Below are 24,415 nucleotides of genomic sequence, written 5' to 3'. Positions count from 1 at the left end.
TTACCATGAGGGTCAAGAGCCGGACTCGACGCTGCGCGCGGCTCAGCGACAGCGTTACCACCGGGAGGACATGCAACGGCCCGTCGAGCTTATGCGATGGCGGCGAGATAGCGCGTCACGGAGCGGTCGAATGCGCGCTTCGCATCCTCGGCGATGTTCTTCTGCCACCACGCGCCGTAGATGCGATCGAACGCCAGCGGCGCGACGACATCGGCGATGCGGCGCACCGCGGCGGAGCCGAGCGGGATGTAGTTCGGATAGGAATACATGAAGCTGACATGGCGGCGGTCCATGGCGACCATCGCGATATCACCGGTGAACAGCGCGCCCTTGCCGTCGACGCCCTTGCGCCAGTGCAGGATGGTCGCGCCGGCGAAATGTCCGCCGGTCCGCAGCAGCACAACGTCGTCCGAAATGGCGAGACGATCGCCGCTCCAGGGCACGACGGCGGAATGCGGCCGGGTGACGAAGGCGGCGTCATCGCCATGCAGATAGATCGGAGCGTCGCCGAAGGCCGCGCTCCAATCGGCCACCGCGCCATAGTAATGAGGATGTGACACGGAGATCGCCTTGAGCCCGCCGAGCGCGCGGACATGAGCAATCGCTGCCTCCGTCGCCAAGGGGATGCAATCCCACATCACGCAGCCGTCCGGCACGGGAATCAGCAGCGCGCGCTGACCGATTGCGAAGGAGGGCTCGAGCGCGAGACCAATAAGGCCGAGATCCTCGCGCCAGACCACCGGATGCCGCTCCGCCAGTTCCTCGCGGCTGAGAAAGCGCTGGCCGCTCCAGTTCACATATTGCCGCTCGTCCTCGCAGACGACGCAATGGGCAGGCGGCGCGGGCGTGTCGGGAAACTGCGCGCCGCATTGAAAGCAGGTCCAGAGAGGCATGGGGCACCGGGTGAATTCACGAGACGACAAGGCTGGACGATAACACGCCGTGCGGCTGGCGGCAGCGTCGCGCAGAGCGTCGTGATCGCCTAGGGTGGCAGGCCAGAACTTTTCGGAGTCCGTCCATGCCGACCCCCTTGCGCCGCGCTCATGTTCACCGCCTGCCGATGCGAAGCCCCGATGATGTCGGCGCGCTCGAGGCCGCGATCGTCAGCGGCGCGATCGACCCGGCCGGCATCGTCGCCATCCTTGGCAAGACCGAGGGCAATGGCTGCGTCAACGACTTCACCCGCGCCTTCGCGGTGCGCTCGCTCGAAACACTGCTCGGCCGCCATCTTCAAGCCGACGCCGTCCGGCAGATCGCGATGGTGATGTCCGGCGGCACCGAGGGCGCGTTGTCGCCGCACATGATCGTGTTCGAGGCGCGAACCGGCGACGACGGGCCGCGCGCCTTCGGCACCTCGCTGGCTCTCGGCCGGGCGCGAACGCCGACGCTTCCCGGCGAGCATCTCGGCCGCATGCAGCAGGTCGCGCAGGTCGCCGCCGGCGTGCGTGCGGCGATGGCCGATGCCGGCATCGAGGATCCCGCCGACGTGCACTATGTCCAGGTGAAATGCCCGCTGCTGACGATGGAGCGGATCGAGGCGGCGGAGGCGCGGGGTGCGCGCACCGCCGTGCGTGACACGCTGAAATCGATGGGATTTTCCCGTGGGGCCTCGGCGCTCGGCGTTGCGGTCGCGCTCGGCGAGCTGGCCTTCGATGAGCTGTCCGATGCTGATATCTGCGCTGATTACAGCCGCTACAGCGAGCGTGCGGCGACCTCGGGCGGCGTCGAACTGCTCGACCATGAGATTATGGTCGCCGGCATGTCGGCACGGTGGACCGGCCCGCTCGCGATCGATCACGGCGTGATGCGGGATGCGATCGACATCGAGCCGGCCCGCGCCGCGCTCAGCCGGCTCGGCCTCGATGGCCCCGGCCAGCTGCCGGCGGCGTCGCGCGGCCGGATCGCCGCGGTGCTGGCCAAGGCGGAGGCGGCGCAGAGCGGGAAGGTGCGGGGGCTCAGGCACACGATGCTGGACGACAGCGACGTCTCCTCCACACGGCATGCCCGTGCGTTCGTCGGCGGGGCGCTGGCGGGGCTGTTCGGCTTCACCGATCTGTTCGTGTCCGGCGGGGCCGAGCACCAGGGACCGGACGGTGGCGGACCGGTCGCGATCATTGTCGAGCGACGCTGATCGCGCGGGTATGTCCCGCCGGAAAACTGCGGCAACATTTCAGATGCGACTCATTATCACATGCATTAGGTAATATATTCCTAGTCTGGCCATCGACCGACCGACGTTTCGACCCAATTCAAGGACTTTTTGAGAGCCATTCGCGATTGGAACAGTCCAGTTGTCGATGTGACGAACAGAATTCAGTCCTTGAATAGACATTGGGGTGGTCGAGCATGGGTCGAGCTGTCTTTCCAGCAAGCTTGCGCGGGCGTGTCGCGCAGTCATCGGATGCGGGGTCCGAGATTTCCGGGGCGACGGTGTCTGCCGTCGCGGGCCTGATCGCGGTGGCGTCGTTCTCGGGCGCTGAAGCTCAGCAAGCGCCTCTGCCCTCCGTCACCGTCGAAGCGCCGGCCGCGCGAGCCAAGCCATCGGCCTCGCGGCCGTCGGCCGATCAGGTGCGTGCCCGCAGCGCCCTGCGGCGCGCCGCGCGCCAGCCACAACAGCAGAAGCCGCCGGCCGGCCCGCAGACGCCGCCCGACGCCAACCCCTATGCCGACGCCGCCGCGCCCTACAAGGTCGACCGCGTCGCGTCCGGCAAGTTCACCGAGAAGCTGGTCAACACGCCGAAGACGATCACCGTGATGAGCAAGGAGGTGATGGAGGACAAGCACATCACCACGCTGAAAGAGGTCGGCCGCTCCACGGCGGGCGTCACGCTCGGCTCCGGCGAGGGCGGCAACGCGTTCGGCGACCGCTTCTTCATCCGCGGCTTCGATGCGCGCAACGACATCTTCATCGACGGCATCCGCGATCCCGCCGTGTCTGTGCGCGAGAACTTCTTCACCGAGCAGGTCGAGATCCTGCGCGGTCCGGCCTCGGCCTATGCCGGCCGCGGCACCGCCGGGGGCGCCATCAACATCATCACCAAGCAGGCCGGCGACCGCAATTTCTACAACGCGGAATCGACCATCGGCACGGACCAGACCAAGCGCGTCACGCTCGACGTCAACCAGAAGATCTCGCCGACCTTCTCCGTGCGCACCGGCGGCCTGTTCCAGGACGCCAATGTCGCGGGCCGAGACCACGTCACCGACGACCGCTGGGGCGGCTTCATCTCGACGAAGTGGACGCCGAACGATTCGCTGAAGGTGACGACCAACTACGTCCACACCGATCTGTCCGGCTATCCCGATTTCGGCGTGCCGTTCTACAAGCAGGGCAACATCCCGGTCACCTCGGCCGGCATCCCGCGCAACACCTGGTACGGCTTTCTCAACCGCGACTTCCAGGCGGCGCGGCAGGATTTCGGCACGCTGGTCGGCGAGCTCAAGCTCAGCGACTCCGTCACCTTCTCAAGCAAGCTGCGCGGCGAGCATTCCGAGCTGAACTACATCGGCACTCTGCCGAACACCACCGCGGCGCAGACGGCAAGCCCAGATCCGACCAAATGGACATTCACGGCAAGCCCGCAGAGCCGCTATCAGCTCGTCGACAACTGGAGCAACCAGAACGATCTGACGTTCAAATACGACACCGGGCCGGTTAAGCATACGACCGTGGTGGGCACGGAGTTCTCGAAGGAGAATATCTCCATCGACCGCTACGCCGGCCTGACATCGGAGGCCTTCGGCGCGCAGGGCACGAGCAGCGGCGCGCTGACGCTGCAGAACATGTACAGCCCGGGCTACACCAACCTGCCGTTCACGACCGTGGGCTATCTGACCGGAAACCCGACGCGCTACGACGTCGACAGCAAGAGTGCCTATGTCATCGACACCGCGAACTGGCGTGACACGCTGATCCTCTCCACCGGCCTGCGCTATGACGGCTATGCCATGCGCTCGTCGAATAACACGGCCTCGGCGACCGTCGATTCCGACCTGATCAACTACAATGTCGGTCTCGTCTACAAGCCGATGCCGATCGGCAGCCTCTACGCCGCCTATGCGACCTCGGCCAACCCGTTCGGCTCCGAGCTCGACGGCACCGCGACCGACTACGGCGGTATTCCGCCGAACAGCACCATCATTCTCGGGCCGGAGCGCAACAAGGGTGCCGAGGTCGGCACCAAATGGGAGCTGTTCGACCGCCATCTGCTGCTGACCGGCGCGCTGTTCCAGACCACCAAGGACAATGCCCGCGAGACCGTCAACGGCCTGCTCACCTCCGGCGCCGCCTATCGCATCCAGGGCTTCGATCTCGAAGCCGAAGGCAAGATCACCGATCGCTGGAGCGTGTTCGGCGGGCTGGTGCTGATGCAGTCCAAGGTCACCGAGAGCGGCGTCGCCTCCAATGTCGGCCTGCAACTCGCCAATATCGCGCACCAGTCGCTGAGCGTGCTGTCCAAATACAAGTTCGACGACGGCTGGGAGATCGGCGGCCAGGCGGTGTACCGCTCGAAAGTGTACGGAGGCACCTTCGCGGCCAATACCGGCAACGAGCTGCCGAGCTATTGGCGGTTCGATGCCTTCATCGAGAAGCAGTTCGACAAGAACTGGAGCGCGAAGCTCTACGCCCAGAACCTCACCAACCAGCTTTATTATGACACCTTCTACCGCAGCAACGTGCCATTCACCGCGGTCGCTCCGGGGCGCGCCTTCTATGTGATCACCACAGCGAAGTTCTGAGCGGGTCGATCCCAGACAGGCGACAGTATCGCCGAATTCCCGCCGCAGCTCACGGCTGCGGCGGGTGCGAGAACGAGACGATACGCCGCAGCCTGGGACATTCCGACGCAGGTATCCCGGTCTACGAGCGGTATGAAAGGCCGGTTTTCTGGTGATCAAGGATTGAAGCACACGACGATCAACAACCAGAACGGTCTAGCTGTTGCGGCAATGCGACGTTTTGCGATCAATTGTCATTAGCAGAAATCGTTGGAAACTTTTCGCATTCCGGCCATGAGCGGAACCCGATTTGGACCGTTTTACCCCTCCTCTTGACTTGCATTCGCAACTGGCATCCGCCGGCTGCGGGCGTTCAACGAACACAAGCCTCGCGTTTGCGTAAAGAATGGGGTGGTCGAGCATGGGTAAGGCAGTCTTTCCGAGGAGCTTGCGGGGAGCGACCTGGCAGGGATCCTGGCAAGAGGCGGAGCCCTCCGCCGACATGTCCGGCGTCAAGGTTTCGGCGGTCGCGAGCCTGATCGCGGTCGCATCATTCTCCAGTGCCGAAGCCCAGCAGGCGCCGCTGCCCTCGGTCACGGTCGAAGCGCCGGTGGCGCGCCCGAAGCCGCAGGCCTCGCGTCCGACGGCCGATCAGACCCGCGCCCGCGACGCGATGCGCCGTGCCGCGCGCCAGCAGCAGCAACAGCAGGCCGCCGCGCCGAAGCCCAGCCTGCCGCCCGACCGCAACCCGTACTCAAGCCCTGCATCGGACTACAAGGGCGAGCGGCTGCAGGCGTCGGGCAAGTTTCCCGAGAAGCTCCTGAACACGCCGAAGACCGTCACGGTTCTGAGCAAGGAAATCCTGGCGGACAAGAACTCCACCAGCCTGAAGTCCGCCGTGCTCTCCACCGCCGGCGTGACGCTCGGCACTGGCGAGGGCGGCAACGCGTTCGGCGACCGCTTCTTCATCCGTGGCTTCGACGCCCGCAACGATGTCTTCATCGACGGCGTGCGTGACGCCGGCGTCTCGGTGCGCGAGAACTTCTTCACCGAGCAGGTCGAGATCCTGCGCGGACCGGCGTCGTCCTTCGCCGGCCGCGGCACCACCGGCGGCGCGATCAACATCGTGACCAAGCAGGCCACGACCGAGAACAGCTTCTACAACATGGACACGACGCTCGGCACCGACCAGACCAAGCGCGTGGTGATCGACGTCAATCAGAAGATCACGCCGACCTTCGCCGCGCGCGTCGGCGGCCTGTTCCAGGATGCCGGCGTCGCCGGCCGTGACTACGTTACCGACAACCGCAATGGCGGCTTCATCGCCACCAAATGGACGCCGCTCGACACGGTGACGCTCGCCACCAACTACATCCACACCGAGGTCTCCGGCCGTCCTGACTTCGGCGTGCCTTACTACCGGCCGAACAATCTCGTGGCCGGCGCGCCATTCCCGGAGGTCGGCTCGCCGCGCAACGCCTGGTACGGCTTCGCCAACCGCGACTTCCAGCGCATCGGCCAGGACATCGGCACGGTCAACGCCGAGGTGAAGGTCACCCCGGACCTGACGATCTCGGACAAGATCCGGGTGTCGCGTTCTACCTTGAACTACATCGGCACGCTGCCGGAGGGTGCGACGATCACCGACCCGATCCAGAACTCGGTGATCCGCGCCAATCCGCAGAGCCGCTTCCAGCAGACCGACGTGCTCGCCAATCAGCTCGATGCGACCTACAAGTTCGATACCGGCGCTTTCAAGCACACGCTGGTCGCCGGCCTCGAAGTGTCGCAGGAAAAGGCCATCATCAACAGCTACACCGGCCTGACCTCGGAGCAGCAGGGCCTGACCTTCTCGGGCAACGGCTCGCTCTCGGGGGTGAGCGTGTTCAATCCGCAGTACACCAACTTGCCGTTCGGCATTCCGTCGCTGAGCCAGTTTCCGACCAACCTGAGGGTCGACACGGTGAGCGTCTATGCGCTCGACAGCGTCAACTATCGCGACCTGGTGATCCTCAACGGCGGCGTCCGCTACGACAAATATGACGTCCGGGTCGATGGCTTCGGCACCGTCAACGGCGTCGCCAACACGCCGGGCTCCACGGCCGCCTCCAGCGGCCTGCCAAACTTCAATCTCGGCCTGACCTTGAAGCCCGTACCCTATGCCAGCGTCTACGCGGCCTATGCGACGTCGTCGAATCCGGTCGGCGCGGAGTTCGACGGTCTCAGCGCCGCCTATGGCGGCCTGACGGCGGTCACCAATGGCGGCGCCAACCAGGTGTTCGGGCCTGAGAAAAACACGTCGATCGAGATCGGCACCAAATGGGAGCTGCTCGATGGGCGCCTGCTGGTCACCGGCGCGCTGTTCCAGACCGAGAAGGAGAATGCCCGCGAATCCTTCAATGTCACCAGCGCCAAGACTGCGACGGCGGCGTGCCCCTACACGGCGACCTCGGGCAACGTTCCATGCATCTCGGCCGGCGCCGCCTACCGCATCCGCGGCATCGATCTCCAGGCCGGCGGCAAGCTGACCGACAAATGGAGCATCTTCGGCGGCCTCGTGCTGATGGAGTCGGAGGTCACCAAGTCGAACATCCTGCCGGCCAACACGGCGCTGTTCAGAAGCAATGTCGGCCTGCAGCTCGCCAACACCGCACACCAGTCGTTCAGCCTTTTGACGAAGTACGAGATCAACGACACTTGGGAGATCGGCGGCCAGGCCGTCTACCGCTCCAAGATCTACGGCGGCACCTGGCTCGCGGCTAACCAGGGCACAGAGTTGCCGAGCTACTGGCGCTTCGACGCCTTTGCGGAAGCCAAGCTCGACAAGCATTGGACCGCCAAGGTGTTCGTCGCCAACATCTTCGACAAGCTCTACTACGACGCCTTCTATCAGAGCTCCGCGCCGTTCACCTTCGTCGGCCCGGGCAGAAGCGCGTCGATCGTCCTGTCGGGCCGCTTCTGATGGCGCGATCCGACGGGTCACAACCGGTGGCACCTATCGAGTCGACGCGTTCATGCTGATCTGTGTCCCCGGTATCCTGAGCAAAGACGATGTGGCGGAGTTCCGCCACATCATGGCCGAAAGCGATTGGGAGGACGGCCGCTCGACGGCCGGCGCCCAGTCGGCCATGGTCAAGCGCAACGAGCAGCTGCCGCCCGACAGCGAGGTCGCGCGCAGGCTCGGCCACCGCATCATCTCGGCGATGACCGCCAATCCGCGCTTCCTCGCCGCCGCGATTCCGCAGCAGATCTTTCCGCCGCTGTTCAACCGCTACGCCGCCGACGCCGGCCATCAATTCGGCATTCACGTCGACAACGCGGTGCGCGGCGACAAGCTGACCGGGCTGCGCATCCGAACAGATCTCTCCGTCACGCTGTTTCTGTCCGAGCCCGACGAATATGACGGCGGCGAGCTCGTGATCGAGGACCTCTACGGATCGCACGAGGTCAAGCTGCCCGCCGGCGATCTCGTGCTGTATCCGGCCTCGAGCCTGCACATGGTGACGCCGGTGACGCGCGGCGTCCGGGTCGCCTCGTTCTTCTGGTTGCAGAGCATGATCCGTGATCCGCTCGCGCGCAGCATGATCTTCGATCTCGACACGACGATCCAGGGATTGTCGCAGCGCATGGGCCGGGACGATCCGGAGATGGTGCGGTTGACCGGCCTCTACCACAATCTGATCCGCTACTGGGCGGAGACCTGAGGGGCAGGTCCGATCCGGACGCGGCGGGCGCCCTTGCGACCGCTGACGGCGGCAGTGTCGCACCAGAGCCGTGCGTGACATCATCACCTCGGATGTCGAATCGCCTGCGATTTTTTCGAGACGCGTGCACGCGATCCAAGCGCATGCTCGTTCCACCGATCGCCAGGCCGAAGGCAACTCATTAGAATTGATGCAAGTCCGAACCACGGCAATTGCGTGACCGCACTGGTTGCCAACGTAACGCGCCGCGTGCGCTGCATCCTGTCGGTTCAAGGCTTTCAGATAGTTAGCCGCCGGCGAATCAATCCGTGCCGATAAGTCACGTCGGCGCGCATCGATCTGATACATCGCATAGCCCGCGCCGTCGCATCGACGTTTCAGCATTGAGCCGACGCGCGGTCTCAAATCAGCCCCGTTGAGATTAGAAGCATGACAGGCAAATTAACTACCAAGGGGTGTGCAGCAACATGTTCAGGAACGTTCTCTCCGTAGGAGCGGTGATCGCAGCCGTCTCGGTCGGCGCCGTGGCGCATGCCGAGCAGGCCGCCACCTCGCCGAGACCTGGCCAGGCTGCCACCGCGCCGCAGGGCGCGTCACAAGGTCCGACGAGCCAGACCGCAGCCAGAAGCGCGCAAGGACCGGCTGCCCTGGCTCAGCAGACAGCCGCGCCCGCGCCTTCCGCACCGGCGGCAGCCACGTCGAAGCAGGTGACCACCGGCCAGGCCGCGCCCGCAGCGGCTCAGGCTGCGCCGGCTGCCGCGGCAACTAATTCGGCGGCGACCGCTCCATCGGCAACCGCGCCCGCCGCGAACCAGGCGCCCACGTCCGCCTCTACCGACGCGCAGGCCTCCAGTGCAACCGAGGCCGTGACCGACGCGGCCACCGACAAGGCAAGGGACCAGGCGGAGAAGCCAGGTCAGGCCGCGGCGCAGGCGGCCTCTCACGTGCCGCATGATCTGTCGCCATGGTCGATGTTCCTCGCCGCCGACATCCTGGTGAAATCGGTGATGATGGGGCTCGCCCTGGCCTCGCTCGCGACCTGGACCGTGTTCATTGCGAAGACCGTCGAGTTCGCGATCCTTCGCCGCAAGCTGCGCAGCGCGTTGCGCAAGGTCGACGACGTGCGCTGGCTGTCGGAGGCCAAGCTCGCTTTGGGCTCGAAGCAGAGCGTGCTGACCGTGCTGATCGACGCGGCCATGCACGAGATCAGAATGTCCTCGGAATTGCCGCCGCACGGCGTCAATGAGCGCGCGGCCTCGAGTTTTGCCGAGATCGTGCGCGCCGAGGGCCGGCGCTGCCGCACCGGCATGGGCCTGCTCGCCACCATCGGCTCGATCTCGCCGTTCGTCGGCCTGTTCGGCACCGTCTGGGGCATCATGAACAGCTTCATCGGCATCTCGAAGTCGCAGACCACGAACCTCGCGGTCGTCGCGCCCGGCATTGCCGAGGCGCTGCTCGCCACCGCCATAGGCCTCGTCGCCGCGATCCCCGCCGTGATCATCTACAATCACTTCACGCGCGTGACCAAGGGCTACATGGAACTCGTCAACCGCTCCTCCGGCGCCACCGCCCGCATGCTGTCGCGCGATCTCGATCGCGGCCAGAGCCACCACACGCCGCAGGGCCGCGGCTTCGAGCCGATCCACGTCCACTCGTCGCCGCCGATGGCGCTGGCCGCGGAGTAGAGCGACATGGCCGTCTCCCTCTCGGAAGCCGATGGTGACGATGATCCCGGCGAATCCGCCGACATCAACGTCACGCCGTTCATCGACGTGATCCTGGTGCTGCTGATCATCTTCATGGTCGCAGCGCCGCTGTCGACGGTCGACGTGCCGGTCGATCTGCCGACGTCGACCGCCACGCCGCAGAAGAAACCGGACAAGCCGATCTATGTCAGCATCAAGCCGGACCTCACGCTCTATGTCGGCGAGGAGCAGGTCAAGCGGGCGAATCTGGTCAGCACGCTCGAGCACATTCCGGAGGCCGCCAAGGACAAGTTCGTGTTCCTCCGCGCCGACCGCGGCGTGGCCTATGGCGAACTGATGGACGTGATGGAGCTGCTGCGCACCGGAGGCTATCCCAAGATCAAGCTCGTCACGGTCGAGGGCGTCTCGCAGTCCGCCGCACAGGCGGCCCATTGAAACCAGTGCAACGACGGAAGTGAAGAATGGTCGAACACAAGTATCAAGGAGCGACGCGCCGCTTGTGGATCTCCGCCGCCATCGGGGCGCTGATGCTGCACGGTGGCGGCGCGGCGCTGGCGGTCGCTCATCTCAGCAGCGACGATGCCGACGGCGGGCTTGGCGCCGCCGGTGCGGAGTTCGCGCTCGAGATGGCCTCGCCCCAGGTGGAGGACAATGATCTGCCGCCCGGACCGGACAGCGATGCCGCCGAGGCCGCGCCGGAGCAGATGCAGCAGACCGCTGAAGTCAAGGAGTCCGACGCCGTCAAGGACAAGCCGACCGAGACCGAGGAGGAGGCCGACCGCGTCGTCACGCAGAACGAGCCGAAGAAGCCCGAGAAGGAGGAGCAGCAGCAGGCTCAGCAGCAGGCCGAGGCCTCGGTGGCGTCGGCTGCGCAGCAGGAATCCGCGCGCAAGGCGCTCGACGAGGCCGCGCCGCCGGCCGAGACCGCGAAGGCGCCGAATGTCGGGCTCGGCAAGGACAGGCAGAAACTGACCGACAATTGGGGCCGCAAGATCAGCGCCTATTTCGAGCTGCACAAGCGCTATCCGGAGGGCAAGAAGCACAACGGCACGGTCAAGGTCGCGCTGGTGCTGAGCCGCGCCGGCAAGGTGATGTCGGCCTCGGTGATGCAGTCATGCGGCGATCCGATGTTCGACGACGCCGCGCTGGCGATGATCCGCCGCTCCGACCCGGTACCGGCGCCGCCCGCCGGCCTGACCGACGACCAGTTCAGCTTCAGCCTCGACGTGAACTTCAATCAGAAGAAGTAGATCGCGTCGTTCGACTACAACCTCGGCAGACATGGCAGCGTCAGCGAATTCGCCGACGCTGCTTTTGCGTCTGCGCGAGATGTTCGCGTGGACGAAGGAACGGCATCGTCCGCGCAGGCGGAAGATCCAGTCTGCGGTGACGTTTCGGTCCGAAAACTGCTGCCACGGAGTACTGGAGCCCCGCTTTCGCGGAGCATGACAGCGGTGGAGGAGGCGAGACCTCGACTCGCCGCCCGATGGCCGATCGAAGGGGGCGCCGTCTAGTACTGCACCCGAGCCCCGACCTGCACCACGGTTGCGGAGAGGTTGTTCTCTTTGAAGTTCGAGCGCGTCTCCTCGCGCCGGACGCTGGCCCTGAACTGCAGCAGGCGGGAGAATTTGTAGAGCATGCCGAGCTCGACGAGATAGCGGTCGTCGACCCGCGTCGTGCCGGTGAACGCGTCCTGGCCGTAGCCGGCAAGGAGGGTGCCGACCAGCCACGGTTCGAACTGATGCTCGACGCCGACCGTGAGGTCGCGCTTGAGCACGCCGGAGATGCCGACCTCGGTGCTCTCGACCACCTGCGACTTCGCGGCCAGCATGATCGCGGTCTCCTTGGCATATTGCCAAGTGAGATTGGCATCGGCGATGAAGCCGTTGACCGGCTTGAGCGCGGGGTCCTGAAACCGGCGGGTGAGATAGCCGACGGCGACGTCACCGGTCAGCTTGTCGGTGTAACCGAGGGTCACGCCGGCCTCGACCGCGGTGCCGGTGGAGTCGCGGCGGAAGCCCTCGGCATCGACCGCGATGTCGTGAACGCGGCGATCGACGGCGACATCGACGAAGGGACGGATCTCCGGCGTCAGATTATAGGTGACACGGCTCTGCGAGCCGTACTGAACGAAGTTGCGGTCCGCGTTGCTGACGATCTGGCCGTCGACGAGCGGCGCGTTCTGGAACGCCACGCGGTCGATGGCAGCCTTGGTCGAGACCTCGAAATCGTCGAACCGCTTGGTGACGCCGGCCGAGCCGCCGACGGTGGAAGCCAGCGGAATCTTGGCGAACCGGCCGGTGAAGCGCGGCGTACCGGGATCATCGGCATCGACGGCAACGTGGCCCTCGCCGTTGAGCGCAAACGTATCGGTGATGTCGTAGCGACCATTCACCTTCGCGTCGACGGTGGGCCTCGAGAGCTGCCGGAGCTTGGCATAGTCGATATAGCCGACGCGCACATCGGCGTTGAGCAGATGCCGCTCGAACTGAGAGCGTACCAGCAGAACCGGCGCAACGCTGACGAATCCGGAGCCCGCGCCTTTCGGCACACGCCCGGGATTGCTGTCGAAGCCGGAGGACATTTCGAACGCAGGCTTCAGGATGAAGTTTCCCACCGTGATGCCCTTGGGCTCGTACGGATCCTCCTCCATCATCGGCGGCGTCTGAGGCTGTTGCTCCTGTGGCTTCTGCCCCTTGTTCACGGGCGGCAGCCGCATCTTCGGCTTGTCGGCGAGAACCGGCGGAATCGGCTGCGCATCCTGGCGCGGGATCGGCGGCAGATTGTTCGGTAGCACGCCGCGCGTCGCCGGCGGCGGACTGACGGCGAAGGCGAGCGCGTCGAGACAGCGGTTGGGAACATTGGTCATCGACAGCCGGCCTGGCGTCGACAGGCAGCCTCCGACGAGCAGCCCGGCGGACGGCGCGCCGAAGAAGCCGTTGCGCACCGGAGCCAGACGCGGCGCCGGCTCACGACGGGCGGCTTGAGGCAATGCGCCAGCTCCGGCATCGATGGGCGATCGCGGCCGCGGCGGCGGACGCTCATCGACTTGCGCCGGTTCTTTCGGCTCGGGCTCAGTGCCGCCCGGTGCCAGGATGACTTGCGGAATCACGACCGGCCCATTGCCGCCGGCCGGCCGGACCGGCTGGCGACGGCGATTCGGCACGACGACAACCGGCCCGCCGCCTTCAACCGTCGCGGGATCTGCGTAGGCCCGCGCTTGCGTGCCCTGGGTGACGGTCTGGCCATGCGACGGTACGGCCCCGAACAGCGTCACGAGCAGCACGGTCAGGGCAACCGACTCCTCCTGGTGCCGCAAGACATCGCGACCGATGCGACGTCCGAGACTCCCTGCCTGTCGTCCTGCCCGTTCCAAAAATCACGGTCTCCGTCGCGTTCGGCAGCATGCCGGAATGAGGCCCCGGCGGCGCCGTCCACGCCGCCAAGGACCGGACATCAGCTCACTCGACCACCAGCGTGCCTTTGTTGTTCTGATGCAGATCGTCGAAGAACTCATAGCGGCCGGGCTTCTGCGCCTTGACCTTCACGACACCTTCCATGTTCGGCTTGACGATCGTCTCGAACTGCAGCGGATCGCTCTCGAATTCGATCGGTGCGGCGTCCAGATTCTTGATCTTGAACACGATGGGCGTATCGGCCGGCACCTTCAGCTCGGCCGGCTGAAACTTGTTGTCCTTGACCGAGATCTCGATGGTGGTCTCGGCTGCGCCCGCAGGCAGCGCCCAGCCGGCCATCACCAGTGCCGCTGCCCCGACAAACCCGACTTTTCCGAATGGCGTCATGATGTATGTCCCTGTCCCGAATTCACCCGTGCGCCGGATGTCTTCTACGCTCGCGCTTTCGACGAGCCTCCGACACTGCGTAGAACATCTATAAAGTCTTCGAATGCGGCAAATTACCGTGTCGAAGTTTGGCAAAGTCGCTTCATGTGAAAAAGCGCACGAAATAATTAGTTCATCGGCTTCGTGAGCCGGCGGAATAATTCATGAGCGCGCAACAATGTTCTCTTTCATGCGATCAGTCCGATCGGATGTCTTGATATGAGACACTTAGCTGAGCGGCGGCTTGGCCGACGAATCATCCGTGTGGCTTCGGGGCGACGCGCACGGCTCATCGAGTGCAGATTGATCGTTCGCTGGGCGACCTGATAGTTCAGCAACAGGTTCGGCGAAGCCGGCGCAGGCCCGGCGAACGTGACCAATATATCACGCGTCGATCTGCGCTCGATCCGCCCACGAGACGAGCGTTTCCGATGTCCTGGCACATCGATCATGTACCCTGGCTGTCGTCGTTCGCGAAAGCGGACGATCCAGCACGCCGTGACACCTTGGTGAATCTCTTCCACCGCGGAGTACTGGATGTCCCGCTTTCGCGGAGCATGACGGCGGTGAAAATGGCGAGAACTTGCCCCGGCAACGACCGGTTCTAAGGAAACGCTCGTCTAGCGCACGCGCCCGGCTCAAAAGCGCCTCACCGGCCGACGCCGAGGCGTTTGTCGTGACTGCTGAGCGCCCGCGGCATGGGCGCCGGTGCTGCCGGCTTGGGAGCGACGGGGGGAGCCGCGCGCAGCGGCGGAAAATCCGGGACCACCGAGACGTTCTCGTCCGCCGTCACCGGCGCGGGCTGCGGCTTGATCTTCGCTGCGTCAGCCGGCCGCGATGCCGGCGTTGTCGGTTGCGGAAGACGTTGTGCGCGCCCCGGGACGCGCTTGCGCCCCGTGATCATCGCACGGACGAGATTCTCCCGCTGCAATATGCTCATCCACACCGTCCCGAGCAGATGGACCGCGATCAGCGCGATGATCGCATTGGAGGACAGCGCATGCGCCTGCTCGATCCAGCCGACGCCGAAGAACCGCACCGACACCTGCATGACGCCGGTCACGGTCGAGACGATCAGCAGCGCGAGCATCACCACCAGCATGGCCGCGCCCGCGGGATTGAGACCGAGATAACGTCCGGTCTCGCCGCGCAACAGGCCGAGGATGTAGCGAGGCGCCGCGCGCAGCTTGAGGCCGATGCGGGCGAACAGGGAATGACGGCTGCCGATGAGTCCCCAGATCAGCCGGAAGGCAAGCAGTCCGATGACGGCATAGCCCGCCAGCCGATGCAACGGGTCGAACGTGTTGGGCGTGACGCAGGCAATGAGCACGAAGGCCACGAGCGCCCAGTGCCAGACGCGCAGCGGGAGATCCCAGATCGCAACCGTGCCCGAACGCGCCTCCGGCGGCGTCTCGGACATGTCGCTCCGGCGGGATTGTCCTGCGTCACGCATGATGGTCGGATCACTTCGCCTTGGTATGCTTCAGTGCAAGGTCCTCGGGGCTGTAGAACAACTCGAACAGCTTGCCGCCCTTGACGCCATAGACCTCGTAGCAGGTGCCCTCGATCTTGGTCTGGCGAACCTCGTAGCCCGCGGCCTTCGCCTTGGCTTCGGCGTCCGCCGTCGGCTTCCACGATGCCTTGTCGAGCTTGGTGCAATCCTTGTAGCCGTCGGCGAATGCAACCGAACCGGACGCGAGACCCGCGCCAAGCGCGACAGCCGTGATCTTGATGAGCTTCACTATCAATTCCTCCTCGAACTCTGCGCAGCGGCGCCTGAAGCGCGCGTAGCGCGAGAGACAAAGGGGCGATTAATTTCAACGAAACTTGGACGTCGCGTTTGACGACCGACGCGGTACGAGACGCGTATTGAGCCGCACCCGTCCTACTTGCGGCCGCAATGTCGCTGGCTCGCGGACCCAAATGCGGTCCCGTTGCGTTCAAACGAGATCGATCGGCTGCTGATGTTTTCTGCGAGCACCGTCCGCATGTCGTGGCCACGCTTGCAATTGATATTGATTCGCAAGGCGTATCGCGAACCGCACGTGGTGCGCTGGGTCCGAGCACTGCGGATGCGTCGCCTCGGTCGCGCCGATGACCACACTCCTGCCCGAATGCGGCTGTGACGACGATGCGGCGAGAACCGTTCCGTCAGCGACAAGATGCGACGTTAGGTCTCAGAAATTTTTTTTCAGCTCATTGTTTGGTTGCACGTGTCGGTGATGAGAGCAGCCGTGTGCAAGCGCCGCGATCGAGCGCTGATTACGTCAGCGGTCGATATACGCACGGTCGTGCGTTCGCGTGTCGTCAGAGGCGGATTGCTGCGTGCAGTCAGTCGCGGTCAATGCCGTTGCCGATACGAACCGTCGACCGGACGGTGGATCGCTGCAGGGGAAGGACTCGCCGGACGCTTCGACGACGAGATCCCGATGTGCATCGGGATCGGTCGTGCCTCGTCCTGAGCTGTGGCCATTGCCACCCGAGCTCCTCCGAGCGCGGCAGACCGGCGCCTCGCGGAGCGTGCAGCGATTGTGGACATGCGTCCATGCTGTCTTGCCGCAGACGAGGATGGTGTCGGAGCGGCCTCGCTGTCGAGCAGCGACAGGCCCGTGCGCCGATCGTTCGAGAAGCGACCTCAGGCGAAGCGATGCCGGCTCACGGGCACGTGCGCGCGATGGAGCGGGCCGCGTAACGGGACGATCCTGCGTCCGTTTCTTGGACGATGTTCGGAGCTACTTCGAGCCGGTGAAGACCCGGCTGATGAAATCGGAGCTTTCGGGAGATTTCGTCATCTCCGGCGTCAGCGCGGGCTGCAGCTGGAGCGGCTCTGGCGCCGCGGCGCGCTCGAGGGGCTTGCGCCGCTCGTTGGTGCTCCGCGTTGCGCGCGCCTCATCCGATCCGTTCGGCTTGGTGACCGTGATCATGATCTTCTCGGAGATCAGCGGCGGATCGAAGTTGAGGTGCTTGGTGTCGCCCAGCACGAGCTGCAGCGTGTGCTTGCCCGGCGGCAGTTCGACCCGCGCCTCGGTCTCGCCCGCGGCGTAATGGATGTGCTTCTTGTCGCGAGAGATCGGCTCGCCGGCCTGCATCGTCTCGTCGACGTCGATCAGCAGATGGTGATGGCCGCTGCCGGCGAAATCGTCGCCCGCATGAGTGACGCCCATGTTGCGCAGGCCGAACCGGCAGATGAAAGGCCCGCTCACCGTCTCGCCGTCGGCCGGCGAGATGAAATAGACGCGGGCATCCTTCGCAGCCTTGGTGCCCTTGGACCAGGAGAGCGAGGGCACGAGCGCGAGCGACAAGGTCAGGATCAGGCAGAGACGTCGAGATGTGGTCCGCTTCATTCAGATCCCCTATGATGACGATGCGACGCGGAAGCCCAAGGTCGGATGCCGGATGCGCCCATCGTAGCGGTCGCGGCTTCCGGCGCGCGCATCCGACGGACCATTCTTCCAGGATCCGGAGCGGATGACGCGGGCGTAGCTGCCGTCCTCGAGCCAGGCCGATCCATCGGCAGGCGCGCCCTTGTAGTTCTTGTGCCAGGAGTCGGCGACCCACTGGCCGACCCCGCCGCCCATGTCATGAAGACCGAACGGATTGACCTGCGTGCTGGCAATCTTCGGCGGCAGATCCAACTCCGCGTCGCCGTTGCAGCCCCTGCAGCTGGCCATGCCCTGGCGCATGCGATCGCCCCACCAGTAGCGGGTGCGCTGACCGGCGCGCGCTGCATATTCCCACTCGGCCTCGGTCGGCAGGCGGAACGTCTTGCCGGTCGCCCGCGAGAGCCAGGCCAGATAGGCCTGCGTATCGTCATAGCTGACATTCACGACCGGCCGATCGTCGGGGCCGATGGCGATGTCGGGACAGCTGGCCGCGGCCACGCAACTCTTCCACTCGCCGACGGTCACCGGATGCTTGCCGAGCGAGAACGGCTTGATGCTGACCTGGTGCACCGGCTGCTCGGACTCGTCGTCGCCGCCCATCGCGAAGTTGCCGCCGGCGACCGCGATCAGTTCGGGCACGCGCAGCTTCGGCTCCGGCTCCGGGGCGGGACGCGGCGCCGCGACGGGCTCAGCGGGCACTGACGCCATGTCAGCGCCGGCCGCCGGACGCGGCGGAACGAAGGTGCTTTGCACTTGCTGGCCGCCAGGCGGTGTGGCTGCACTTTCCGAAAGGATGCGGCGCGGCGAGGTCGGCGGCGCGGAGAGCGCGTCGCGCGGTGCGCTCGACGACGCGGCCAGGCCGCCGGGCGGCGTCTGGATCAGCAGCCTGATCTCGCGCAGCGGCAGCAGCACCCCGCCGAGAAAGACCACGCCGAGGATCGAGACCGCCACGACGGCGCGCACCGCTCCCTTGCGCAACCGCGCGGATCCTGCACGCAGCTTGGCCAGCCGGCCGGTCGAGGATACGACCTGCCGATCATCGTCATGATCGTCGTTCCATCTGTCCTGCAGGGCATCGATCAGCTCTGGCGCCGCGTGCGGCGGGGTCGGAGCAACGATCGGCGGCGGCTCATGCGCGGTCGCCGCCTCGACCTCCGCCATCTCCCATTCGGCGTCGAGCGACTGCTCGAGCGCGCCGCACATCATCAGCAGCAAACCGCCCTGGTCCTTGCCCGTCCAGCGCTCCTGCACCTCGGGGCATTCGACCTGGTCCTCGATGCGAAGGAAGCCGGGCGGGCGCATCGGGCTGAGCGACACCTCCACGGTGCGGCCGCAGCGCCGGCAGGCGACCGTGCGCGAGTCCATCGGCAGCGTATCCTCCGCGAGCTTCGGCGCCCGCAGCCATTGCAATGCTGAACTCTCGCTCATGCCGTCCTCGCCTCGCGACGCTGCAAATCCGCTCACTGACCCCAGCTGGCGAAGGCGTCCTTGAACACGCGCTCGCCCTCGCTGCCCTTCTCGATCGACAGCAGCGCCCGGCTGCCGCCCTCGTAGACGATCGGGATATCGAACCACTGCTTGCCCTTCAGCAGCATCATGTTGCGCTTGGCATCGACCTCGTTGGCGGACAGCGCGACCATGAAGTATTTCGGCGTGACCTTGGCGGTCTGGGTGACCAGCGCCGTGCCGCGCTCCGCCTCCTCGCCCTTCAGGCCGATACCTCGCATGCTGGAGAGCCCCGTGACGCTCGGATCCGCCCAGTTGAACGACAGCTCCATGACGTGGCTGGCCGGCAGCTCCAGCTCGGTGTTCCGCCGCAGCGCGATCGTGACCTTGGCGCCATTCTCGATCTCGATCTCACCCTTGATCGCGGCCGACGCATCGGCGCGCGGCCCCTTGCTCGGCTCCAGCGACCACGTGACCTTGCCGGGGAAGCGCTTGCCCTTCGGATCCTGCGGGTCCTCGTGATAGAGATAGGCCTGTGCCGGCGTGCTGACCGGCACGCTCATGCCGACCGTTGCATGCTCATCCGCAGCAGCGGACGCAACTGGCTTGCCATCCGGCATGATCCGTTCGGCATTCACCTTGCGCGGTGCGGGCTCGCTCGGCAGCGTCGACGCGGCGGTCGCATCGCTCAACGGCACCTGCACCCATTGCGAGGCGCGCTCCCAGGAGACGGCGACGATTGCGAGCAGGCCGGCCGCGGCCACCGTCATCACGCGCCGGCTCGGCAGCCGGCGGCGCGGCAGCGTGGGCGTCTCCGCCGCCTTGAAGGCCATCTCGATCAGCGATGCATGAATCTTGATCTCCTCGGCTGCGACGGTGGAAGGGGCGGGCGTCATCGCCGCAATCGGCTTGGCCGGTTCGGCGTTCGCGGACGACGCGTTGGCCCGATCGGCTTGCTCTGCGACCAGGACGCTCTTCTCCTCAGTGCCGACGGGCGCAATCTGCGCCGGCTTCTCGATGACGATCGGTGGCACCTCGACCGGGGCGATCGGGCCAGCCGCGAGCTGATCAGCTCCGACAGGCGCTACGACCGCCGGTTGCTCGGGCAGCGCGGGTGGAACAACGAGAGCCGCGACGACTTCGGGCTCCGGCTTGGGCTCGGCCATGGGCTTGGGCGCAGGCGCAGGACGCCGGCGCAGCAGGCGAAGCTCCGGCGACGGCTTGGGCGCTGCTGTGCGGCTGTCGGAACGCGTCTGATCGCGCGTTGCGATCGCGCCGACGTCTGCGCCGGAGCGGCGGGCCATCGAGAGATATTTCGCGACCGTGGCAATCTCCTCCTCGAGCGTGTGCGTCGCGTTCCGGGATGCCGGCCGCTTCGGCGTCGCCACCACAGCCTGCGGTGGCACTTTCGGTTCGGCAGACCTGGTGGTCTCAAACAGGACCGGGGCCGCGACCGACACCGCCGCGCCGGCGACGGGGCGCGCACGGAGTGCGATGATGCGCTCCGGGAACAGGATTTCGGCGAGATCGCGCAGCGAGGCGTCGGGCTGCAGCAGGGAGCGCAGCGCCGGCGGAAGGCCGCGCGCAGTCTTGTTATGAGCCTTGTTGGGGGCCTTGTCGGGAGCCTTGTTGGGAGTCTTGGCATCGCTACGGGATCGATGGTTGCCGTCGGCGCGGGTCGCCGGATTGCGATGGGCGTCGCTGATCACGACCTTGCGGGCACGCAGCATCGCGGCCAGATCGCGCAGATCGGAGCGCGCGGCGGCATCAACGACCAGCAGATCGAACGTGCCGATCCGCGCCGGCAGGAGCTCGGCCACTCGCCACGCCGGCATGATGTGACAAGGCACCTCCTCGAGCCAGCCCTCGAGCGATTTGCGGGCCGTGGACCGAAGGCGGCGCGCGGTCGGACCGGCGCAGGCCGATGCCATCTTCTGCATCGTGTCGCTGAAGCGCTTCAGCGATTGCCGGACGGCGCCGCTCGCATTCTGCGCGATGCCCAGCGACATGCGGGCGCCGATCACGGCTTCGAACAGCGCCAGCGAGCGCGTCTCGAGCCGCGCGCGCTGTCCGGCGAGATCAAGCAGCAATTGCCGCTGCTCGGGATTCTCGATGCGCTTCAGCACGGCCTGATTCCAGGCCGTCACCCAATCGGCGAGATCCGCGTCCTTGTCCGCCTTGAGCTCGGATCGCAGCCGGTTCGCCAGGTTCGGCGCGCCTGCGGCGATCGCGAGTCGGCATGCCGTCTTGATCAGCTCGTAGTCCGCACGGGCGACGCGAACCGCGTCCATGGTGGCGACGATCTCGCGCCAGCGCGCTGCGAGCTGCTGCGGCTCCGCGTCGGCATCGCCGACCTGCGACAGCACCTCGGCCTGAACGGTGGTGGCAAAGTCGGCTGCGCCAGCAAACAGCTCGCCGATCCTGGCGAGCTCGACCAGCGGTCCGGAAACGCGCTTGATGACGCTGCGAATGGCGGCGCCGAATGCCGTCGGCCGCTGCTGGCCTGACAGCATCGCGGTGATATCGCTCTCCGTCATCGACAGTTTGCGACAAGCGTCGGACACGTTGCGGACCGCGAGCGCAGCGGTCACGATGGCAGCCTCGACGCCGTTGACGATGCGTTCGAGATCGTCGAACGCCCGCGCCGACCCGAGCTGAATCGCCGGCACGTCGATCTTGCTGGCGATCGCCGCCCAGCGCGCGCGCAGCGACTGCAGCTCGTGGCGCCACAGCAGGAATCGTCCGACATATTGCCAATCGGCCAGCGTCGAGGGCGCGACCCCGTCGACGGTGATGGCTTCGACCGCAGCCTTCAAGCCGCGCCGCGAGGGTGAGAACCGCGCGAACGGTGCCTCGCCGGCGGCCAGCCGCTCGACCACGCGAATGGCATCGCGCCGGGTGAAAGCCTCGACCGGCACCTGCACCGGCCGCTTGGTGAATTCAGCGCTGCGCGACAGCTGGAAAGAGGCATCGCGTGCCCAGACCACGACCTTGTCGAGCGCTGAGGGAGCGTCAGCCTTGCTGGTTCCGAGCGGCGACAGCCTGGCGAGCCACGTCTCATCGGCGATGGCCTGATGGCCCGCGATCAGGGCGTCGAGATCGGAGGCGAGGCGGCTGGTCGCATCGAGCCCGAAGGTCGCGATGGCGTCGAGCGCCAGATCCTCGTCGCGGCTGGCGCCCGAGGCCAGCCCCGCCTGCTGTCGCAGCTCGTCGTGCAGGCGCATGATCGCGGCGGCATCGGGCAGCGCCGCGGCGTCTGGCAGCTCGTCATCGATATGCTTGATGCGTTCGCCGAGGCGCAGCCGCGCCGCGCGCGCCTTGTCGACCGCGGCGACCAGCGGGTCCGCGCTGTCGAGCAGACGTTTCGGACGATCGGTGAACCAGGCGTGGGCTTCACCGAGCCATCCATCGAACAGTTCGAACGGCAGCTCGGGCAGCCGCCCGGTCAGCCTCAGGTGACGGCGGATGATGTCGACGATCTCATCGTCGAGCGACGCGATCTGCGCCCGTTTCGAGATGATGTCTCGCTCGAGCCGGCCGATCTGTCCGATATTGTCGCGCGAACTCGCCGTGTCGACGATCGCTTGCAGCCGGCCAGCCAGCGCCTCGGCCTTCCTGAGCACGTCCTTGTCCGAGCCGGTCGAACTCATGGTCAGTTCGCGGACGCTGGAGGGCAGCCGGGCGTGCAGCAGCGACAGCGCCGTCTCGTCCCTCGACACGACGAGCACGCGCGCGCCGAGCGCGAGATGGTGGCAGACCACGTTGATGAGCGCCGCCACCCGATCGTCGCCCGACCGCGCGTCGACCACGACGCCGTCCGCGCGGGACAGCTCGCGCACGATCTCCGCATCCTCGGCGGCCGCGGGAAGCGGGAAGAACAGATCGCCGGGCTCCGCCACGACGGGCCTCGACTCAGGCGCGACGTCGACCGAACCGCCGACGACGCTGGAAAGCTGCCGCCGCGCATTGCCGGGGGCTCGTCCATCGGCCTGCGCGACCAGCGCGCTCACCGCGGCCGACAGGCAGCTCTCGGTCTGTGGCGCATGCGCGATCGCGGTCCTGAGGCATTCGATGTCGCGCAGCGCGCGGCTCTCCGGCCGTCGCCGCGCTGCCAGCAGCCAGCGCCCTGTGGCGATCTCCGGATTGACAGCGTCCGCGGCGTCCGGATCGCGCGGTGGCTGCATGCCGGCGGCGCTCAGGATCTGCGCGAGGCCGAGCGGCGCGAACGGCGACAGCTCGCCGCGCTGCTCGAGCGCCTCGATCAGGCGGTCGGATGTGTCGCGCATGGCGGACGCTGCGTCCGGTGCGATCGCCTCGAGCGCCCGCATGTTGACGGTCGCGCCGGCGAAACGCGGCCGGACCCGGATCTCGGCGTCCGGCCGGTCGATGATCTCGATCTCGACCGGGCGCTCGAACAACGGCAGTTCGGCATCACGCACGCCGTGCCGGGACGAGGGCAGCGCGATGCCCCACATGATCTCGGTCGCGTTATCGGCGCGCGCCGAGGCGGCCATGTCGCGCAGGCAATGATGGATCGCCATGGTGCGCCGGCGCAGGCGCTCGGCGTCGGCCCAGGCCGTCCACGCGCCGCCGACATAGCGCTCGATCCGCTGGACGAGGTCGGGGCGCTGCTCGAGGCGGAGCCGCCCGGTCCAGGCGCCGGGCGTTGCCGCGGGCGAAAAATCCTCAGGCCGCGCATGGCGCGCGAAAGTGAGGCGGTTCTTCTCGATCTCGTCGACCGTGACCTGAATGCTGTCGCGGGGCGAGGGGCGCCGCTCCGGATCCGACGAGGCTTCGACCCAGACGTCGAGATCGGCATCGATCGCCGGCGGCTCGCTCGCGGCAAGCGCCTCGACGGCGAGCCATACCGGGCCGTCGATGTCGAACGTGTTCAGCACCATGCCCGGAAGACCCTCCAGCTCCGCCTGGTCGAGTACGACGCCATGATCCTCGACCGCGAAATGATCGGGCTGCCGGTTCGCGCGGATGATCTCTGTCAGGCCGCCGAGCACCGCCTGCAACGGCTCGACAGCCGCTCCGCTGCCGAGAGCGTCGCCCGCCTGAGCGTCCCAAGGGTCCAGCGCCGCGGAGTCCGGCGCCGCCTCGCTGTCCGTCACTGAGACGCCGGCGGGCGGGCCGAGCCGCCGCACGCCCTCGTTGCCGGATGCGTGCGAGGCACCGCGATCGGTGGCCTTGGCCTCGTTCGGGCGAATGTGCACCGGATGGCTCATCGTGCAGATCCCTCTCTTGGCTCAGCCGCAACTCCGGCTCGCGCATGGCGGGAGGCTGACCGACGAGGATGGCCGTGCACGCGATCACGGCGCGCCGGGCGATCGAACAGTGGGTTCAGTCTGGACAAGCTTTCCTCGCTGCGACGTCGATGGAACAATCGACTCGTCGCGGAGGCGTATGGCGAAGGTAGGTCACATCAATGACCCGACAGGTAGAGCATTGTGACGATTCTCGATCTCGTCGCGATTTCGGGAAAAAGTCCCGGGCGGCCCGATCGCGAAATCACCTGTAACCAGCGGCGCGCCTTGGTTTTTTGTCGAGCGCCGGCGCCGTCGGGTGCGGCCCGCGCCGCGCCGGCGCGAATACGGTAGAAGATGTCTAAG

At 66.3% G+C, this 24,415-nt stretch carries 15 protein-coding genes; 7 read left to right on the top strand and 8 right to left on the bottom strand.

The features are described 5' to 3' along the window. Window positions 1-89: 89 nt before the first annotated feature. Complete coding sequence (locus BRADO_RS29360; RefSeq protein WP_012029840.1) at window positions 90-893, bottom strand: hypothetical protein; 804 nt, start codon at window positions 891-893, stop codon at window positions 90-92. Between the two features lie 125 nt (window positions 894-1,018). Between BRADO_RS29360 and BRADO_RS29355 the strand changes: the two genes are divergently transcribed. The 7 genes from BRADO_RS29355 to BRADO_RS29325 all read left to right on the top strand — a co-directional run bounded on the left by BRADO_RS29355 (window position 1,019) and on the right by BRADO_RS29325 (window position 11,379). Then, the gene (locus tag BRADO_RS29355; protein ID WP_012029839.1) at window positions 1,019-2,131 is read left to right on the top strand and encodes a ring-opening amidohydrolase; all 1,113 of its coding nucleotides are present in this window, start codon (window positions 1,019-1,021) and stop codon (window positions 2,129-2,131) included. Between the two features lie 215 nt (window positions 2,132-2,346). After that, entirely contained in the window at window positions 2,347-4,740 is a 2,394-nt protein-coding gene (locus tag BRADO_RS29350; protein ID WP_012029838.1) for a TonB-dependent siderophore receptor, read from the top strand. A 400-nt stretch (window positions 4,741-5,140) separates the two neighbouring features. After that, complete coding sequence (locus tag BRADO_RS29345; RefSeq protein ID WP_012029837.1) at window positions 5,141-7,681, top strand: TonB-dependent siderophore receptor; 2,541 nt, start codon at window positions 5,141-5,143, stop codon at window positions 7,679-7,681. Window positions 7,682-7,733: 52 nt separating this feature from the next. Beyond that, the gene (locus BRADO_RS29340) at window positions 7,734-8,423 is read left to right on the top strand and encodes a Fe2+-dependent dioxygenase (protein ID WP_012029836.1); all 690 of its coding nucleotides are present in this window, start codon (window positions 7,734-7,736) and stop codon (window positions 8,421-8,423) included. Between the two features lie 467 nt (window positions 8,424-8,890). Continuing rightward, window positions 8,891-10,108, top strand: a complete 1,218-nt coding sequence (gene exbB, locus BRADO_RS29335) for a tonB-system energizer ExbB (RefSeq protein ID WP_041757115.1) — start codon at window positions 8,891-8,893, stop codon at window positions 10,106-10,108. 6 nt (window positions 10,109-10,114) lie between these two features. Beyond that, window positions 10,115-10,564, top strand: a complete 450-nt coding sequence (gene exbD, locus BRADO_RS29330; protein WP_012029834.1) for a TonB system transport protein ExbD — start codon at window positions 10,115-10,117, stop codon at window positions 10,562-10,564. Window positions 10,565-10,590: 26 nt separating this feature from the next. Then, complete coding sequence (locus BRADO_RS29325; protein WP_012029833.1) at window positions 10,591-11,379, top strand: energy transducer TonB; 789 nt, start codon at window positions 10,591-10,593, stop codon at window positions 11,377-11,379. 260 nt (window positions 11,380-11,639) lie between these two features. Here the strand turns inward: BRADO_RS29325 and BRADO_RS29320 are convergent, their stop codons facing one another. The 7 genes from BRADO_RS29320 to BRADO_RS29290 form a co-directional block, all read right to left on the bottom strand. After that, window positions 11,640-13,505, bottom strand: a complete 1,866-nt coding sequence (locus BRADO_RS29320; RefSeq protein ID WP_012029832.1) for an outer membrane beta-barrel protein — start codon at window positions 13,503-13,505, stop codon at window positions 11,640-11,642. 85 nt (window positions 13,506-13,590) lie between these two features. Continuing rightward, a complete protein-coding gene (locus tag BRADO_RS29315; RefSeq protein ID WP_012029831.1) occupies window positions 13,591-13,932 on the bottom strand; it encodes a cupredoxin domain-containing protein in 342 nt (113 codons plus the stop codon). A gap of 688 nt (window positions 13,933-14,620) precedes the next feature. Then, window positions 14,621-15,391 (bottom strand): cytochrome b/b6 domain-containing protein, encoded by a 771-nt coding sequence (locus BRADO_RS29310; protein WP_012029830.1) that lies wholly within the window; start codon window positions 15,389-15,391, stop codon window positions 14,621-14,623. Window positions 15,392-15,434: 43 nt separating this feature from the next. Then, a complete protein-coding gene (locus BRADO_RS29305; RefSeq protein ID WP_012029829.1) occupies window positions 15,435-15,719 on the bottom strand; it encodes a PepSY domain-containing protein in 285 nt (94 codons plus the stop codon). A gap of 984 nt (window positions 15,720-16,703) precedes the next feature. Further along, complete coding sequence (locus BRADO_RS29300; RefSeq protein WP_012029828.1) at window positions 16,704-17,315, bottom strand: DUF4399 domain-containing protein; 612 nt, start codon at window positions 17,313-17,315, stop codon at window positions 16,704-16,706. Between the two features lie 9 nt (window positions 17,316-17,324). After that, window positions 17,325-18,782 (bottom strand): formylglycine-generating enzyme family protein, encoded by a 1,458-nt coding sequence (locus BRADO_RS29295; RefSeq protein WP_012029827.1) that lies wholly within the window; start codon window positions 18,780-18,782, stop codon window positions 17,325-17,327. 32 nt (window positions 18,783-18,814) lie between these two features. Then, on the bottom strand, window positions 18,815-24,031 hold the full coding sequence (locus BRADO_RS29290) for an ATPase AAA (protein ID WP_012029826.1): 5,217 nt from the start codon (window positions 24,029-24,031) through the stop codon (window positions 18,815-18,817). Window positions 24,032-24,415: the final 384 nt, after the last annotated feature.

This window comes from Bradyrhizobium sp. ORS 278 (genome assembly GCF_000026145.1).
Classification (GTDB): Bacteria; Pseudomonadota; Alphaproteobacteria; order Rhizobiales; family Xanthobacteraceae; genus Bradyrhizobium.
The sequence above is the reverse complement of the archived record's forward strand: the minus strand, read 5'-3'. Positions and strand labels throughout refer to the sequence as shown.

Coding starts and splice junctions, on each gene's coding strand:
- BRADO_RS29360 (WP_012029840.1), bottom strand. CDS start 893: ATGCCTCTCTGGACCTGCTTTCAATGCGGCGCGCAGTTTCCCGACACG.
- BRADO_RS29355 (WP_012029839.1), top strand. CDS start 1,019: ATGCCGACCCCCTTGCGCCGCGCTCATGTTCACCGCCTGCCGATGCGA.
- BRADO_RS29350 (WP_012029838.1), top strand. CDS start 2,347: ATGGGTCGAGCTGTCTTTCCAGCAAGCTTGCGCGGGCGTGTCGCGCAG.
- BRADO_RS29345 (WP_012029837.1), top strand. CDS start 5,141: ATGGGTAAGGCAGTCTTTCCGAGGAGCTTGCGGGGAGCGACCTGGCAG.
- BRADO_RS29340 (WP_012029836.1), top strand. CDS start 7,734: ATGCTGATCTGTGTCCCCGGTATCCTGAGCAAAGACGATGTGGCGGAG.
- exbB (WP_041757115.1), top strand. CDS start 8,891: ATGTTCAGGAACGTTCTCTCCGTAGGAGCGGTGATCGCAGCCGTCTCG.
- exbD (WP_012029834.1), top strand. CDS start 10,115: ATGGCCGTCTCCCTCTCGGAAGCCGATGGTGACGATGATCCCGGCGAA.
- BRADO_RS29325 (WP_012029833.1), top strand. CDS start 10,591: ATGGTCGAACACAAGTATCAAGGAGCGACGCGCCGCTTGTGGATCTCC.
- BRADO_RS29315 (WP_012029831.1), bottom strand. CDS start 13,932: ATGACGCCATTCGGAAAAGTCGGGTTTGTCGGGGCAGCGGCACTGGTG.
- BRADO_RS29310 (WP_012029830.1), bottom strand. CDS start 15,391: ATGTCCGAGACGCCGCCGGAGGCGCGTTCGGGCACGGTTGCGATCTGG.
- BRADO_RS29300 (WP_012029828.1), bottom strand. CDS start 17,315: ATGAAGCGGACCACATCTCGACGTCTCTGCCTGATCCTGACCTTGTCG.
- BRADO_RS29295 (WP_012029827.1), bottom strand. CDS start 18,782: ATGAGCGAGAGTTCAGCATTGCAATGGCTGCGGGCGCCGAAGCTCGCG.
- BRADO_RS29290 (WP_012029826.1), bottom strand. CDS start 24,031: ATGAGCCATCCGGTGCACATTCGCCCGAACGAGGCCAAGGCCACCGAT.